The sequence below is a fragment of the Microbacterium sediminicola genome, assembly GCF_039531125.1.
In the GTDB taxonomy this organism is placed as follows: domain Bacteria; phylum Actinomycetota; class Actinomycetes; order Actinomycetales; family Microbacteriaceae; genus Microbacterium; species Microbacterium sediminicola.
On sequence record NZ_BAAAPL010000002.1, the window covers coordinates 696,280 to 712,258 of the forward strand.

Genomic DNA, 15,979 nt, shown 5'->3' on the forward strand with positions numbered 1-15,979 from the left:
TGACATTGACGCGACGTCAACTTTTACCGTGGACTCACAACACAGACACAGGAGGCGCTATGGCCGAGTGGACGATCCATGAGGTGGTGAGGCGGGCGGGGACGACATCCCGCACGCTGCGCCACTACGACGCGATCGGCATCCTCTCGCCGACTCGGACGGGCGCCGGAGGTGTGCGGTTCTACGACGACGCCGCCCTCGTGCGCTTCCAGCGGATTCTTCTGCTCAGAGAGCTCGGCATCGGGTTGCCCATGATCGCCGACATTCTCGACGCGCAGCTCGATCAGGTCGGGGCACTGCGCACCCACGTGGGATGGCTCCTGCGGGAAAGAGAGCGCCTCGACCGGCAGATCGCCGCCGTCGAGTCCACCATCACGAGATGGGAAGAAGGAAGAGAAATGCATCAGGACATGTTTGACGGATTCGACCACACCGTGCACAAGGATGAGGTCGAGCAGCGCTGGGGGAAGAACGCCTATGCGCAATCCGACCGCTGGTGGCGCGAGATGGGCGCCGATGAGCGGTCGAAGTGGGAGGCAGATTCGACGCGCCTCATCGCCGACTGGGTCGCCGCCGCCGAACGCGGCACCGAGCCCGCTTCCGAAGAGGCCCAGGACCTCGCCCGACGGCAGGTGGCATGGCTGCGCGGCATCCCGGGGACTCCGGCGCAGCAGGGGCCGGAGGCGCTCGCCGCCTATGTGCGAGGCCTCGCCGAGATGTATGTAGCCGATCCGCGCTTCGCCGCGACCTATGCGACGGCTGCCGGTGGCAGCGGCGGGGCCGAGTTCGTCGCCGCTGCGCTGAGGTGGTTCGCCGACGAGAACCTCTGATTGTGCGGGTCGTGGTCGGCAAGGGGGCGTCGGAGGTGGAGCGGTAGCCTGAACCGGTGTCGGGTACAGGTCTGTCTGGGACTCGCGTGCTGCTCGTGTTCGCGGGCGGGACGGTCGGATCCGCCGTGCGCATTGCACTGCAGGCACTCATCGACCCGGTCGTGCCCTGGCTTGCCCTCCCGCTCGTCAATGTCCTCGGGTCGTTCCTCCTCGGCGTGACCGTCGCGCTCGCCTCGAAGCGTGTGCCCGAGCGCGCGGCTGTCATGAGTGCGTTCTGGGGCACGGGCATGATGGGCGGGTTCACCACCTATTCCGCGCTCGCGGTCTTCTCCCTCGACCCGGCCGCGCTGCCGGTGTCCGCGCTCACGGTCGTCGCGGGACTCGGGGCAGCGGTCGCGGGCCTGATGCTCGCGCGTCCCCGGAAAGCGCGCGCATGAACGTCGGCCTGTTCGTGCTCGCCGCTGTCGCGGGAGGTGTCGGCGCGGCGGTGCGCTACGTCCTCGACAACCTGCTCACCCGTGTGGTCCGTGCGCCCTGGGGCATCTTCGTCATCAACGTCTGCGGATCATTCCTGCTCGGGGTGCTCACCGGCTTTCAGGTGGGGGAGGGGGTTGCGCTCGTTGTCGGGGCGGGTCTCCTGGGCGGTTTCACGACCTTTAGCGCGGTATCGGTGACCTCGGTACTCCTCTCGGAGGAACAGCGCACAGGCCTGGCGCTCATGAACGTGCTGGGTACCTTCATCGTCGCCGTGGGTGCCGCGTGGGGCGGGCTCGCGCTCGGCCAGGCGATCGTCTGAGCGCAGATCGTCGGGATATCCCCCGCAGTGACCGTGCGAGGATGGGACCGATACGTTCGCGTATCGTCCGGCCGCACCGCTCACAGCAAGGGTCCCCGTGTCGAATCTCGCCGTCCTGAGTCTGAAGAACCGCGCGCTGATCGCCCTCGTGACGATCGTCGCAGCACTCTTCGGGTCGCTCGCCTTCAGTTCACTCAAGCAGGAGCTCATCCCCTCGATCGAGTTCCCCGCGCTCATCGTGGTGTCCACGTATCCCGGCGCCTCGCCCGAGGTCGTCAGCAACGACGTGTCGACGCCGATCGAGAGCGCTATTCAGGCGGTTCCCGGGCTCGAGTCGACCACGGCGACGAGCACCACGAATGCGTCGATCGTGCAGGCATCCTTCGCCTACGGCACCGACCTCGCCACCGCCGAACAGAAGATGACGCAGGCGATCAACCGCCTCAGCGACCTGCCTGACGGGGTCGAACCGACCATCATCGCCGCGAGCATCGACGACTTCCCCGTCATCCAGATCGCCGTCACCGGCTACGACGACCCGGAGGCGATCCAGGCTCAGCTGGAGTCCACCGTCATTCCCGACATCGAGGACGTCGACGGGGTCAACGCCGCCGAGATCGTCGGCGGCGCGGGCCAGCGCATCACCATCACCCCCGACCAGGAGGCGCTCGCCGCGAACGGTTACTCGCAGCAGGCGATCACGGACGCCCTCGAGCAGAACGGCGTGCTCTTCCCGGGCGGCTCGATCACCGAGAACGATCAGACACTCACGGTGCAGACCGGCGTCAAGCTGACCTCCGTCGAGGAGGTGGCGAACCTACCGCTCGTGCCGAGCGATGCGACGCAGTTCCAGGCGGGCACCGTCACCGTGGGCGACGTCGCCACGGTGGAGCAGGGGCAGGACCCGGTCGCGAGCGAGTCGCGCGTCAACGGCGACCCCGCGATCACGATCGCGATCACCAAGCTCCCGGCGGCCAACACCGTCGATGTCTCCCGCGCGGTCGTGGACCTCTTGCCCTCGCTCGAGGAGAGCATGCCCGGTGTCACGTTCACGGTCGTGTTCGACCAGGCCCCCTACATCGAGCAGTCGATCGAGACCCTCGCGGTGGAAGGCGGTTTCGGCCTGATGTTCGCCGTGCTCGTCATCCTGGTCTTCCTGCTGTCGGTGCGGGCGACCCTGGTCACCGCGATTTCGATCCCGACGAGCGTTCTGATCACCTTCATCGGACTGCAGGCGTTCGGCTACTCGCTGAACATCCTGACCCTCGGTGCCCTCACGATCTCGATCGGGCGCGTCGTTGATGACTCGATCGTGGTCATCGAGAACATCAGGCGCCACTATGTCGGCAACGCCGACAAGATGAGCTCCATCATCCGCGCGGTCAAAGAGGTCGGGACCGCGATTTCGTCCTCGACGATCACGACGGTCGCGGTCTTCCTGCCGATCGCCTTCGTCGGGGATGTCACGGGCGAGCTGTTCCGCCCCTTCGCGCTGACGGTGACGATCGCCATGCTCGCGTCGCTGTTCGTGGCCCTCACGATCGTGCCGGTGCTGGCCTACTGGTTCCTCAAGCCCGGCAAGCCCGTGCTCGACGATGCCGGTCGCGAGATCGACCCCGAAGACCCCGAGGCGCCTCTCTCGGCGCTGCAGCGCGGCTACGTCCCCATCCTGCGCTGGACCCTCAAGCACTCCTGGGCCACGCTCGGACTCGCGGTCCTCGTTCTGGTGGGCACTGTCGCTGTCGCACCGCTGATGAAGACCAACTTCCTCGGCGACTCCGGTCAGAACACGTTCACGATGACGCAGTCGATCGGCGAGGCGCCGAGCCTGGCGGCCGAGTCCGCCGCAGCCGAGCCCGTCGAACAGGCGCTGCTCGGAATCGAGGGCATCGAGACGGTGCAGGTCTCGATCGGTACGAGCGGCAATGCGCTGCAGGATGCCTTCTCCGGCGGTGGCGGCGGCATCACGTACTCGGTCACGACCGACCCGGATGTCGACCAGGTCGAGCTGCGTGCCGAGGTGCAGACCGTGATCGACGACCTCGGCGATGCCGGGGAGATCACGATCTCCTCCGGCAACGGCGGGTTCGGCTCCTCCGACATCGAGGTGAGCGTCACCGCGCCCGATGCTGCGACGTTGCGGGAGGCAACCGACGACCTGACCGCGAGTCTGTCGGGTCTGGACGAGGTCAGTCAGGTCACGAACAACCTCTCCGCCTCGCTGCCCTATATCGAGATCGTCGTCGACCGCGACAAGGCCGCTTCCGTCGGTCTGTCCGAAGTCGCCGTCGGCGCGCTGGTCTACAACACGATGCAGCCGCAGAGCATCGGCACGGTCGAGGTCGAGGGGACCGGGCTCACGGTCTATCTCGCGGCATCCGACCCGCCTGCCACGATCGACGAGCTCCGCCAGCTGCCCATCATCACTGCGCAGGGCCCGATGCCGCTCGAGGATCTCGCGACCGTCGCAGAGACCGAGGGCCCGACATCCATCACCACCGAGCGCGGGCAGCGCACGTCGACGATCACGGTGACCCCCGCGACCGACGACCTCACCGCCGCCACCGCCGCCGTCACCCAGGCCATCGACGACACCACGATCCCGGCCGCCGCGGACGCGAGCCTCGGGGGCGTGTCCGCAGATCAGACCGAGGCGTTCTCGCAGCTCGGGCTTGCGATGCTCGCCGCCATTCTGATCGTCTACGTCGTCATGGTCGCGACCTTCAAATCGCTGCGTCAACCGCTGCTGCTGCTGATCTCGGTGCCGTTCGCGGCGACCGGCGCGATCCTGCTGCAGGTGGTCACCGGTGTGCCGCTGGGTGTGGCATCCCTCATCGGTGTGCTGATGCTCATCGGCATCGTGGTCACCAACGCGATCGTCCTGGTGGACCTCGTGAACCAGTACCGCGAGAAGGGCCTCAGCGCCCACGACGCGACCCTGACCGGTGGCGCTCGACGTCTGCGGCCGATCCTCATGACGGCGCTGGCGACGATCTTCGCGCTGACGCCGATGGGCCTCGGGATCACCGGACACGGTGGATTCATCTCGCAGCCGTTGGCGATCGTCGTGATCGGAGGCCTCATCTCGTCGACCGTGCTGACCCTGCTGGTGCTCCCCACCCTCTACAACCTCGTCGAGGGTGCGAAGGAGCGCCGGGCTGCGAAGCGCGCAGCGCGCGGGGGCGGCGCGGTGACGGCGGAACCCGCGCTCGCGATTGCAGGCGCGGGAGCCGGCAACGCCGCCGTGAGCGCGGTCGTCGACGAGAGCGGCCAGCCGCTGACCCGCCGCCAGATCCGCGAGGCGGCGACCGGGCCGGTCGCGGTCATCCCGCCGGTCGCGTCTGAGCCTGAGCCTGAGTCGGAGTCTGAGCCCGCGTCTGAGCCCGAGTCGGAGTCGGAGTCGGAGCCGGAGACCGCCCTTACTCAGGCTGAGAGTGAGGCGGCGAGTGACGCGAACTCGACGCAGGACGCGGGGCTGGCGGCTGAATCCGACCGTACTCAGGCTGAGCTGGAGGAATCCAGCGAGGATTCCGCACAAAACGGCGACGGCGAGACCCGGCAGCCTGAGTAAGTGCCGCGTGCGCCGGTGGTAGCGCGGCCATTACACGCGGGCGCGCTGTGGCGACGACGCGCGTTCAGCCTGAGTAAGTGACGCCCCAGCTCACCGTCCAGCTCTCGCCGGGGGCGAGCCAGCGCAGTCCCCGGCCCGAGTTGAAGGCGTCGGGGACGGCGCTCATCGGCTCGATCGCCACGGCGAGCGGGCGGTTGGGGTAGCGGTCGGTCGTGAAGACCTGCGCGTAGTCCATCCCCTCGCCCTGCCACAGCGTGACGGTGCGGCCATCCGGTGCGCGCAAGTGGTGGCGCAGGATGCCGTCGGCGTCGCGCTCCAGGTCGGTGTAGGTCGTGTTGAGATCGACGTCGCCCAGACGCGCGCCCCGACGGAGGTCCGTGGACGCATCCACCGGCACCTCGCCGACAGGGAGTAACTGGTCGTCGATCGTGATCACGCGCGCCCCCGGAGAGGTGAGGACGAGGTCTTCGGTCGGCACGTCGCCGACGGTGAAGTACGGGTGGGTCCCCACGGCGACGGGTGCGGCATCCGCACCGACGTTCGTGATGACGTGCGTCACCTCGATGCCGTCGGATGTCAGCGCGTAGGTCACCGTGGTGTCGAGCTGGAACGGGTAGCCGGATTGTGGGAACACCGTGGCCGCGAGGGTGAGCCGGTCAGAAGCCTTCTCGGCGACCGTGTAGGGCATGAAGCGCAGCAGGCCGTGCGAGGCGGAGGTGTAGGCGGGATCCGTGATCCACAGCTGGTAGCTCTTGCCGTCGTGCGACCACTTGCCGTCGCGGATGCGGTTCGGCCAGGGGACCAGTACGGTGCCGGATGCCGCCGGTGCGGGCATCCCGAGCGGGTAGGGCGCGATCGCATCCACACCGTCGACCGTCAGACCGCGGATCGTCGCCCCCACCTGCGTGAGGTGCGCGCTCACCCGACCGTCCGCGCTCGTCAGGTAGTACTGCTCGCCCGTCGGCTCGTGCACCATGACTCTCCTCGCTCGTGACCCGTCTCCACCCTAGGCCGCGCGCCGAACCCACACGTTGCGTGCGAACCCACACGTTGCTGACGTCATGAACGTGTGGATTCGCAACGAGTGTGTGGGTTCGGCGGGGTGGGGGCGCGCGGGCGGATGCCGTGAGGGGCGGATTCACAGGTGAGGCCTGTACAGTGGGAAGGTCGGCTCGGGACACCGCCATGTGTGGCGGATGGGTTTGTGAGTCCTAGGGGCCGATGGTGAGCGCCGATCGGCGCACATTCCCATCACATGAATGGCCCCGGCCGACGGTAGTCCGGGTTGGACCGCGCGCACTGATCGCGGTCGCTGTTCTCGTGCGCAGAGAACCCAGAAGGACATACCCATGCCCAAGAACAAGAAGCCCGCCGGCGGTCGCGCCGCGAAGAACTTCGAGCCGCGCTACGGCGCCAAGACCTCGTTCCAGGACCGCAAGCGCCGTCCGGGCGAGGCCTCGGCCGGCAAGCCCGGCAGCAAGAGCCCGAGCCACCGCGGATACCGCGCGGATGCCGCCGAGGGAGCCCCCAAGCGTCGCTGGACCGCGCAGGAGAAGGCCGGTCGTGATGAGGCGCGCGGCATCCGCACGCACGCCCGCACCGACCGCCGCGATGACCGTCCGGCCCGCGACGAGCGTCGCTGGGAGGACCGTCCGGCCCGCAGCGAGCGCCCCTCGTACGGCGACCGTCCTCGTCGTGATGACCGCCCGGCGCGCGACGACCGCCCCGCCTACAACGATCGCCGTCGCGATGACCGCACTCCCCGCTCGGGTCGTGACGAGGACCGTCGCGCTCGCGCCTGGGACGACCGCGCCCCGCGGGGTGACCGCCCGTCGTACGGCGGCGCACGCCGTGACGACCGTGCCGGCGGGTACAACCGTGACGACCGTCCTCGTCGTGATGACCGCGCTGGCGGGTACAACCGTGACGACCGCCCGCGCCGGGATGCCGACCGTGGCGCCCGCTCGTGGGAGGACCGTCCTGCCCGCCGTGATGACCGTGCCGGTGGGTACAACCGTGACGACCGTCCTCGTCGTGATGACCGCGACCGCAGCTTCTCTCGGGACGACCGTCCCCGTCGTGATGACCGTGCCGGTGGGTACAACCGCGACGATCGCCCCCGTGGCGGCTACAACCGTGATGACCGTCCTCGTCGCGACGACCGGGCGGGTGGCTACAACCGCGATGACCGCCCGCGCCGCAACGACCGCGACGACCGTCCGGGGCGCTCCGACTGGAACGCCGCGCCCGCGCGCTCGGCTGCGCAGGAGGCGCAGGTGGATGTCGTCCACGAGCGCCTGCAGGCAGAGGCCGTCCAGGCCGACGTCGTCGCCGACGTGACCTTCGCCGACCTGGGGCTCGGTCAGAACATCGTCCGTGCGCTCGCCGACATGGGTGCGGCCACCCCGTTCCCGATCCAGGCCGCCACGGTCGCGCCGATCCTCGAGGGTCGCGACGTCCTCGCCCGCGGTCGCACGGGCTCCGGCAAGACCATCGCCTTCGGCGCCCCGCTCGTCGAGAGCATCCTGCGCCTGCAGGCCGGCACCAAGCGCGAGTACGGGCGTTCGCCGAAGGCGCTCGTTCTGGCTCCGACCCGTGAGCTCGCTCTCCAGATCGACCGCACGATCCAGCCGATCGCCCGCAGCGTGGGCCTGTTCACCACCCAGATCTACGGCGGCGTGCCCCAGGCTCGCCAGGTCGGTGCGCTCAAGAAGGGCGTCGACATCATCATCGGCACCCCGGGCCGTATCGAGGACCTCGTGGAGCAGGGCAAGCTCGACCTCTCTGAGGTGCGCATCGCCGTGCTGGATGAGGCCGACCACATGTGTGAGCTCGGATTCCTCGAGCCTGTCCAGCGGATCCTGCGCCTCACCGCGGACGGTAGCCAGAAGCTCCTCTTCTCGGCCACCCTCGACCGCGAGGTCGCAGCGTTGGTGGATGAATTCCTCGTCGAGCCCGCCGTCTACGAGGTCGCCGGCGAAGACCAAGACTCGGGCACGATCGATCACCGCGTGCTCGTGATCGACCACCGCGACAAGGCCGAGATCCTCGAGTCGCTCGTCGACCGCGGGGGCAAGACGCTCGTCTTCGCCCGCACCCGCGCCTACGCCGAGATGCTCTCCGAGCAGTTCGATGACGCCGGCATCCCGGCGCTCGCCCTGCACGGTGACCTCAACCAGGCCAAGCGCACGCGCAACCTCGAGAAGCTCACCTCGGGCCGCGTCCGCGTGCTCGTCGCCACGGATGTCGCCGCGCGCGGCATCCACGTCGACGAGATCGACCTGGTCATCCAGGCTGACGCCCCCGACGAGTACAAGACGTACCTGCACCGCTCGGGCCGCACCGGCCGCGCCGGTCGTTCGGGCACCGTGGTGACCCTCATCACGCGCCAGCGCCGCCGTCGCATGACCGAGCTGCTGGACCGTGCCGAGATCGAGGCTCCGTTCGACGAGGTGCGCCTGGGCGACGATCTGCTCGAAGAGCTCGCCGGTCGCCAGCTCGCCGACGTCGACGCCTGAGACGACACCGACGCCTGACGCTCAGAACAGCATCGCCGCGGCATCCGCTCGCGCCGCTCTCCCCCGGGAAGTGGTGACGACGGATGCCGCGGCTTTTCGCGCGGCAAGGCCAGGAACGGGCTCGCGCGGAGGCGCCTCGGTCTCGGCGTGTCCGTCGAGGCCGTGCACGCGCAGCAAGGGACGAACCCGCTTCGCGAGCCACGAGCGATACGGTTTCGGGGTGTAGGAGGATGCGCCCGGGTAGAGCCCGCGATACGCCCCCACGAGCTCCGGATGCTCGCGCTCGAGCCAGTGGAGGAACCACTGCTTCGCGCCCGGCCGCAGATGGAGTGCGCCGAACACGACGCGGGTCGCACCTGCGACCTTGATCGCGCCGAGCGCGTGGTCGATGGCCGCGACCGAGTCTGTGAGGTGCGGAAGGATCGGCATCAGGAACACGGTGACCGAGAATCCGGCCTCGGATGCCGCCCGCACCGTCTCGAGCCGCGCCGCAGCGCTCGGAGTGCCGGGCTCGAGGGAACGCTGCAGGGCGTCATCGAAGATCGCCACCGACATCGCGAGAGAGACGTCCACTTGCCCTGCGGCCTCACGCAGCAGCGGGAGATCGCGGCGCAGCAGCGTTCCCTTCGTGAGGATCGAGAACGGGGTGCCGGCATCGGCCAGCGTCTGGATGATTCCCGGCATCAGACGGTAGCGGCCCTCCGCCCGCTGGTACGGGTCGGTGTTGGTGCCGAGCATGACCGGGTCGGCAACCCAGGACGGCCGAGCCAGCTCGGTTCGAAGCACCTCGGCGACGTTGACCTTGACGACGATCTGCGAGTCGAAGTCGCGCCCGGTATCCAGATCGAGATACTCGTGAGTCCCTCTGGCGAAACAGTATGTGCACGCATGGCTGCAGCCCCGATAGGGGTTGATCGTCCAGTCGAACGGCATCGCGGAGGCGCCGGGGACCTGGTTGAGGGCGCTCTTGCAGAGCACCTCGTGGAAGGTCATGCCGGCGAACTCGGGGGTGGTCACGGAGCGGACGAATCCGCCGAGGTGCTCCATCCCCGGGAGGGTGGAGTCATCGGTCGCACCCAGCGCCTGCCCGTTCCATCTCATGCACGCTAGTCGAACAGAAAAACGAATGTTAAGTCAATACAGAGTGGCAAAAATAGAACGAAGAGACGTAGATGGAGGCATCCCACAACCTTGGCACCGCGTCTCGCCATCGATGACGCTCAATCCCACATGCGGTGCTCGCGTCGGTCGATGAGCGGGCATAGAATCACGGCGGCAACGAGGCAAGGGAGGACGCGCAATGGAACGCGACATCTACGACGAGGACCACGAGGCATTCCGCGACGTGGTCAAGGAGTTCGTCAAGCGGTACGTGACGAACGAGGCCCGCGAGAAGTGGGATGCCGAGGGTGAGGTCGACCGTGCGACGATGCTCGCAGCCGGCGAGTCGGGCCTCATCGGACTCTCGGTTCCCGAGGAGTTCGGCGGAGCCGGGATGCTGCAGGACTACCGCTTCCGGGCCGTCGTCAACGAAGAGGTCATCGCCGCGGGAGCCGGTTCCCTCGCGGGCGCATTCGGCATCCAGGATGACCTGGCCGTTCCCTACCTCGTGCACATGGGCACGCAGGAGCAGAAGGAGAAGTGGCTCCCGGGCATGGCGACCGGTGAGATCCTCGGCGCCCTCGCGATGACCGAGCCCGGCGCCGGCAGCGACCTGCGCGGTGTCAAGACGACCGCCAAGAAGGTCGACGGAGGCTACATCGTCAATGGCGCGAAGACCTTCATCTCCAGCGGCAAGACCGCCGACATCATCGTCACCTTCGTCAAGACCGGTGAAGGCAACCGCCCGGATGCCTTCAGCCTGCTGATCATCGAGAACGGCATGGAGGGCTTCGACCACGGCAAGAAGCTGCACAAGATGGGCTTCCAGGGGCACGACACCGCCGAGCTCAGCTTCAGCGACGTGTTCGTGCCCGAGGGCAACCTCATCGGCGGCAAGGAAGGCCTCGGCTTCATCCAGCTCATGATGAACCTGCCCCTCGAGCGCCTCTCGATCGGCGTTGCCGGCGCTGCGGCCGCTGCTGCTGCGCTGGAGTGGACGGTCGCCTACACGAAGGACCGCGAGGCCTTCGGCGAGCGGATCATCGACTTCCAGAACACTCGCTTCCAGCTCGCGGATGTCGCCACCACCGTCGACGCGCTGTGGGCGTACATCGACCGGGCGCTGCTGGCCTACAAGGACGGAAAGCTCTCGGCCGAAGAGGCTGCGAAGGTCAAGTTCTGGGCCACCGAGCGCGAGTGGGAGGTGCTCGACACCTGCGTACAACTGCATGGCGGGTACGGCTACATCACCGAGTATCCGATCGCCCGCGCGTTCCTGGATGCCCGCGTCCACCGCATCTACGGCGGCACCAACGAGATCATGCGCGAGATCGTCGGTCGCCAGATCGCCGGCAAGCGCTGACGGTTCTTCTCGCTACCGTTCTTCCGGTGCCGTGTCCCGTGGCCCCGGCGCCCGCCTCGCCAGCCGCGCGACGCCCGCGTGGCGGAGTCGGTCGGCGATGAGGATGCCGAGGGCGACACCGGCGAGGCAGCTGACGAGAGTGAGCGCGAAGAACCCGATCTGGGCCGCGAGGGGAATCGTCCACAGGTTGAAGTACGCCGCCGAAAGGACCGGGTACACAACCGCGACCACCACGGCGCCGGCGTAGTACTGCCATGTGCGCCAGTGGCGGTAGAGGACCACGAGGAACGGAAGCTCGGCGAAGAACGACCACCACAAGCTGGTGCCGAGGTAGGCGAAGGCGACCAATCCGGCCATCAGGCCGACGAGGAGCCCTGCGAGGGGGCGTTCCAGCAGGCGCAGCCCGATCACGGCGGGCGTCAGCCATAGGCCGGCCAGCGCGACGGAGTAGAACTGCGTCGTCGCGAACAGCAGGGATGACACCCACGCCGCGCTCCAGAAGAGCACGCCGCCTGCCACCCCGATTGCCGCACACGTCAGCAGGTAGATCGTGGAGACGCGGCTCACGAGCGGTCACCGTCCTCGGCGGCGACGGATCGTGATGCCTCGGGTCGCTGGGACTTCGGGGTGGGTGAAGCCGACCCGACGCGCCAGTACCCGATGAAGCTGATCGCGTTCTTGTCGACGCCGCGCTCGACGAGCCAGCGGCGCGCGGCGGTGGGAAGAGACTGCTCGCCCACGATGAACGCGTGGATATCGACCAGGCTCGGTGGCGACTCGGCGAGCGCGGCCAGCACCGCTGTTCCGGGATGCGCACGGGCTGCGCGAACGACCCAGCGCACCTCGACACCAGCGGGATGGTCGAACTCGAGCGCATCCGCGGGGTCGGCCACCTCGATGAGTGCGGTCCCGATGGCGGAATCCGGCAGTGACGCGCACACCCCTGCGAGCGCGGGGAGCCCGGACTCGTCGGCCACGAGCAGAACCCGTTCGACGCCGCGCGCCGGGTTGAAACCGAGCCCCTCGTCGATGATGACGACGCTATCGCCGACCTCGCAGGTCTCGGCCCATCGCGAAGCAGGACCCGCGGTTCCGTCGGCGACGGAACCGTGCAGCACGAAATCCACATCGATCTCCGGCCCTCCGGAGGGACCCGCGGCTCGGTAGGCGCGCACCGTGTAGTTGCGCATGACCGGGCGCACGCCGTCCGGAATGCGGAGGTACGTGAGGTAGCCGAACAGCTTGTTGGCCTTTGCGGGAATGCGGTCGAGTCCGTCATCGCCGCCCAGGGGCAGGAAGATCCGGAACCACTGGTCGTACCCGAGGGGACGGAACTTCTCGATCTCCGCACCCCCCAGCGTGATGCGCTGCCAGTGGGGGCTCACGCGTTCAGTGCGGAGCACGCGGAGGTGGATGAGGTCTTGGATCTGCGGTTTCACAAGTGCGCCGGCGCGGGCCATCGGGATCCTTTCGTGAGGGAGAACGGGTCAGCCGAGACCCCAGGGGAACAGCAGAGTGAACAGGGTCGCGGAGACGGCCCAGAATGCGAGAACGAAAACGATGTCGCGCGCACGGAACGGCACCAGATGGCGCTCCGTGCGCTCGCGGTGTGCGCCGAAGGCGCGGGCATCCATGGCCAGGGCGACGCGCTCGGCGTGACGGATGGCGCCCGCCAGGAGCGGGACGACGTACCCGAACCAGCGCCGGAGCGCGGCGATCGGGCCGCGACCTCGATGGGCGCCACGCACGCGGTGAGCCTGTCGGATGATCTCCAGCTCGTACCCGAAACGGGGCACGAACCGGAACGCCGCGAGCGCCGTGTAGCCGACACGGTAGGGCACGCGGAGTTGCTGGACCAACGAGCGCGCGAGGTCGGGACCCGTGGTGCTGAGCCCAGCGATCAGCGACAGAGCGAGGATCGCGGCCAGACGCAGGCCGGTGGCGAACCCGACCAGCAGGGCACCGGAGTAGAGGGTGTACCCGCCAACCGAGAACACCGGGGCGGTGGTGTCGACGAGGTCGGCATCCGTCCACAGTGAGAACCCGAGGCCCAGCACGAGCGCGACGCCGGGGACGAGGAGCCCGAGCAGCATCGCCAGGCGAGCGGATGCCGCGACCCCGACGATGAGGACGAGATAGGCCAGGGCGAGGAACGCGAGCGGCGTCGCCAGGTCACGGGCGAAGACGAGGAGCACGATCGCCGGTACAGGGGCGGCGATCTTGGCGAGCGGGTTCAGGCGGTGCAGGAAGCGCCAGGGGGCGGCATCCACGCGATCGAGGTACGGGTCGAGGACTGTCGTGCTCACGCGGTCCCTCCCGGCAGGTCGGACAAGCGCGCGATACCAGCCAGCCCGGGGTGCTCGGTCAGGCCGGACAGAGCGCTGGTCAGCGGCGGGGTGCGCAACGCGCCGCGCGCGAGGAGTTCCGCATCGGCGAAGACCTCCGCTGTCGGTCCGTCGCCGACGATCCGCCCGTCGTCGACCACGACCACGCGACGGGCGTGATCGGCGACCAGCTGCATGTCGTGGGTGACCACGATGATCGTGGTTCCCTCGTCGTTCAGCTCGCTGAGCAAGGTGAGCAGTTCTTCGGCGCGTGCGTGGTCCTGTCCGAAGGTGGGCTCGTCGAGCGCCAGCACAGGAGCCCCGGCGACGAGCGCCGTCCCGACCGAGAGGCGCCGCTTCTGACCGCCCGACAGCAGGTAGGGATGGACGTGTTGGCGATCCGCGAGACCGAACCGTGCGAGGATCGCGCCCGCTCGCCCGCGCACCTGCTCGTCGTCCAGCCCCTGCCGGCGCAATCCGTGTGCGACCTCGTCGAAGACCGTGTGTGCGATGAACTGATGTTCGGGGTTCTGGAACACGAAGCCGATGTGGGCAGACAGCTGCCGGTCGTCGGCGCGCGCGACATCCATGCCACCCACGTGCACGGCGCCTTTCGGCGGTCGAAGCACCCCGGCCATCGACTGCAGGAGCGTGGTCTTGCCCGCGCCGTTCGCGCCGACGATCGCGACGAACTCCCCGCGGGCAACCTCGAGCGACACATCCTGCAGGACGGTCGTCTTCTTGCGGCGAAGGCTGAGATGGCGGATGTCGATGAGCGGCGCTTCGAGGCCGGCGGCGCGACCGGCACCGGCGCCCCGCGGGAGCGTAGGAGAAATCGCCGGGGTAGGACTCTGGAGCGGCGTGTCGGTCCTACCCTCGCGATATCTCCTACCTTCGCGAGGTGCCGTGCCGGTGGCGGCTGCGGCGGGCGCCGGGTCAGGGGAGGATGTCTGACCCGGCGCTTCGCGCGCGAGGGCGTCTCGCAACTCGTCGGGTGTCAGAGGGAGCGGGTCGAGTGCGTAGCCGGCGCCGCGCAGTCGGAGCGCGGCCAGGGTCGACACCGGCAACCACACGCCCAGCTCGTGCAACTCTCCCGCGCGACCTCGGAGGATGTCGTCCACACCGCCGTCGGCGATGACGACGCCGTCATGATCGAGGACGACGACGCGGTTGACGAAGCCGATCGCGGCATCGAGATTGTGCTCGATGAGCACGATGGCCCGATCACCCGCAGCGACCAGATCGTCCAGCGCGGCGTAGACATCCTCGATTCCTGCGGGGTCCAGGTTCGCGGTCGGCTCATCCAACACGAGGACCGGCGAACCCATCGCGAGGGCGCACGCGATCGCGAGGCGCTGGCGCCCGCCGCCCGAGAGTCGGTCGGGGTTCTCGCCGCGTCGTTCCCACAACCCGACGCGTCGCAGGGCGTCTTCGCTGCGGCGCAAGACCGTCTCGACCGGCAGTCGCAGGTTCTCGGGACCGAACGCGACCTCATCCAACAGCGTCCCGGTGACGAGCTGCGCGTCGGGATCCTGGAAGACCATGCCGACGCCCGTGGACAGCTGTGCCACGGTGTGGGTAGCGGTGTCGCGCCCGCCCACCTCGATCCTCCCGTCCAGTGTCGCGGGGATGGCATGGGGGATGAGTCCGTTCATCGCGAGCGAGAGGGTCGACTTGCCAGACCCGCTGGGGCCCAGCAGCAGCACGACATCGCCCGCGGTGACCGTGAACGACACGTGGGCGGGAACTCGGGTGTCTTCACCCTCGTGCATGATGCCGACCTCGTGCAGGCGCAACAGGGGTGCCGCCGACGCATCGTGTGCGTGGCCGGCGTCAGGGGCGGGCAGAGTCATGGATCCTCGGGAAGTTAGTCTTCCCTAACCTAAACGACTTGTCAGCGCCGGGCGACACCCGCTCGTCGGAGCCCCGCGCCGATCGCAAGGCCGACGGCCGTCCAGGCGATCGGTCCGAGGAAGGAGAGGGCCAGGTACGTGATCTGCGCCCACACCGGGAGTGAGGACAGGTGCGCGGCGAAAAAAACCGCCACCGCAACGAGGACGCCGATGACGGCGGCCGAGATGAAGAAGCGCCACGCCTGCCAGACGCGATAGCGCGTGAGGGCGGCGACGACCTCCTGGATGCCGCCGAACAGCAGCGCGGTGCCGAAGAACTGCAGCAGGTACGGCGGTGCGATCGCGGCCGAGACGAGCGCTGCGATGAGGTGGGTCATCAGAGCGACCCACGGCAGACGGAGTGCCTCTTGGGCGATGATGCCGGGCAGCACATGGACACCGAGCATGAATCCGTAGACGATCGGCAGCGTCGCGAGCACCGGAATCGCGAGCCATCCCTCGATGCCACCGAGGACGCCGGCTGCGACGCCGATCGCGGCGCAGGTCAGCAGAACACGCGTCGAGAGCACGGCCGATCGGGTCACCCACTCAGCGTAGTGGCGATGCGGAATGTCGCGGCCGGG

At 68.5% G+C, this 15,979-nt stretch carries 13 protein-coding genes; 6 read left to right on the forward strand and 7 right to left on the reverse strand.

Annotated elements, in window-relative coordinates:
- Window positions 1-59: 59 nt before the first annotated feature.
- From ABD206_RS11860 to ABD206_RS11875, 4 genes are all read left to right on the forward strand, one after another.
- On the forward strand, window positions 60-830 hold the full coding sequence (locus ABD206_RS11860; protein ID WP_344072810.1) for a MerR family transcriptional regulator: 771 nt from the start codon (window positions 60-62) through the stop codon (window positions 828-830).
- 56 nt (window positions 831-886) lie between these two features.
- Window positions 887-1,267: a fluoride efflux transporter FluC gene (locus ABD206_RS11865; RefSeq protein ID WP_344072813.1), complete on the forward strand. Its 381-nt coding sequence runs from the start codon at window positions 887-889 to the stop codon at window positions 1,265-1,267.
- On the forward strand, window positions 1,264-1,626 hold the full coding sequence (locus ABD206_RS11870) for a fluoride efflux transporter FluC (RefSeq protein ID WP_344072816.1): 363 nt from the start codon (window positions 1,264-1,266) through the stop codon (window positions 1,624-1,626). The genes ABD206_RS11865 and ABD206_RS11870 overlap by 4 nt, the downstream gene beginning before the upstream one ends.
- Before the next feature lie 97 nt (window positions 1,627-1,723).
- Entirely contained in the window at window positions 1,724-5,197 is a 3,474-nt protein-coding gene (locus tag ABD206_RS11875) for an efflux RND transporter permease subunit (RefSeq protein WP_344072818.1), read from the forward strand.
- 64 nt (window positions 5,198-5,261) lie between these two features.
- Here ABD206_RS11875 and ABD206_RS11880 read toward each other — a convergent pair whose 3' ends face one another.
- On the reverse strand, window positions 5,262-6,173 hold the full coding sequence (locus tag ABD206_RS11880; protein WP_344072820.1) for an aldose 1-epimerase family protein: 912 nt from the start codon (window positions 6,171-6,173) through the stop codon (window positions 5,262-5,264).
- A 373-nt stretch (window positions 6,174-6,546) separates the two neighbouring features.
- Here ABD206_RS11880 and ABD206_RS11885 point away from each other — a divergent pair, with 373 nt between their 5' ends.
- A complete protein-coding gene (locus ABD206_RS11885) occupies window positions 6,547-8,715 on the forward strand; it encodes a DEAD/DEAH box helicase (protein WP_344072822.1) in 2,169 nt (722 codons plus the stop codon).
- A 21-nt stretch (window positions 8,716-8,736) separates the two neighbouring features.
- Here the strand turns inward: ABD206_RS11885 and ABD206_RS11890 are convergent, their stop codons facing one another.
- Entirely contained in the window at window positions 8,737-9,816 is a 1,080-nt protein-coding gene (locus ABD206_RS11890; protein ID WP_344072823.1) for an Rv2578c family radical SAM protein, read from the reverse strand.
- A gap of 199 nt (window positions 9,817-10,015) precedes the next feature.
- On the opposite strand from ABD206_RS11890, the gene ABD206_RS11895 reads away from it, so the two are divergent.
- The gene (locus ABD206_RS11895) at window positions 10,016-11,179 is read left to right on the forward strand and encodes an acyl-CoA dehydrogenase family protein (RefSeq protein ID WP_344072825.1); all 1,164 of its coding nucleotides are present in this window, start codon (window positions 10,016-10,018) and stop codon (window positions 11,177-11,179) included.
- A gap of 12 nt (window positions 11,180-11,191) precedes the next feature.
- Here ABD206_RS11895 and ABD206_RS11900 read toward each other — a convergent pair whose 3' ends face one another.
- From ABD206_RS11900 to ABD206_RS11920, 5 genes are read right to left on the reverse strand one after another with little or no spacing between them, the layout of a single operon-like run.
- Entirely contained in the window at window positions 11,192-11,746 is a 555-nt protein-coding gene (locus ABD206_RS11900; protein ID WP_344072827.1) for an ECF transporter S component, read from the reverse strand.
- On the reverse strand, window positions 11,743-12,639 hold the full coding sequence (locus ABD206_RS11905; RefSeq protein ID WP_344072829.1) for a siderophore-interacting protein: 897 nt from the start codon (window positions 12,637-12,639) through the stop codon (window positions 11,743-11,745). The genes ABD206_RS11900 and ABD206_RS11905 overlap by 4 nt, the downstream gene beginning before the upstream one ends.
- A gap of 27 nt (window positions 12,640-12,666) precedes the next feature.
- Window positions 12,667-13,485 (reverse strand): energy-coupling factor transporter transmembrane component T, encoded by an 819-nt coding sequence (locus ABD206_RS11910; RefSeq protein WP_344072831.1) that lies wholly within the window; start codon window positions 13,483-13,485, stop codon window positions 12,667-12,669.
- Window positions 13,482-15,356, reverse strand: a complete 1,875-nt coding sequence (locus ABD206_RS11915; RefSeq protein WP_344072833.1) for an ABC transporter ATP-binding protein — start codon at window positions 15,354-15,356, stop codon at window positions 13,482-13,484. The genes ABD206_RS11910 and ABD206_RS11915 overlap by 4 nt, the downstream gene beginning before the upstream one ends.
- A 41-nt stretch (window positions 15,357-15,397) precedes the next feature.
- Window positions 15,398-15,940, reverse strand: a complete 543-nt coding sequence (locus ABD206_RS11920; protein ID WP_344072836.1) for an ECF transporter S component — start codon at window positions 15,938-15,940, stop codon at window positions 15,398-15,400.
- Window positions 15,941-15,979 lie beyond the last annotated feature (39 nt).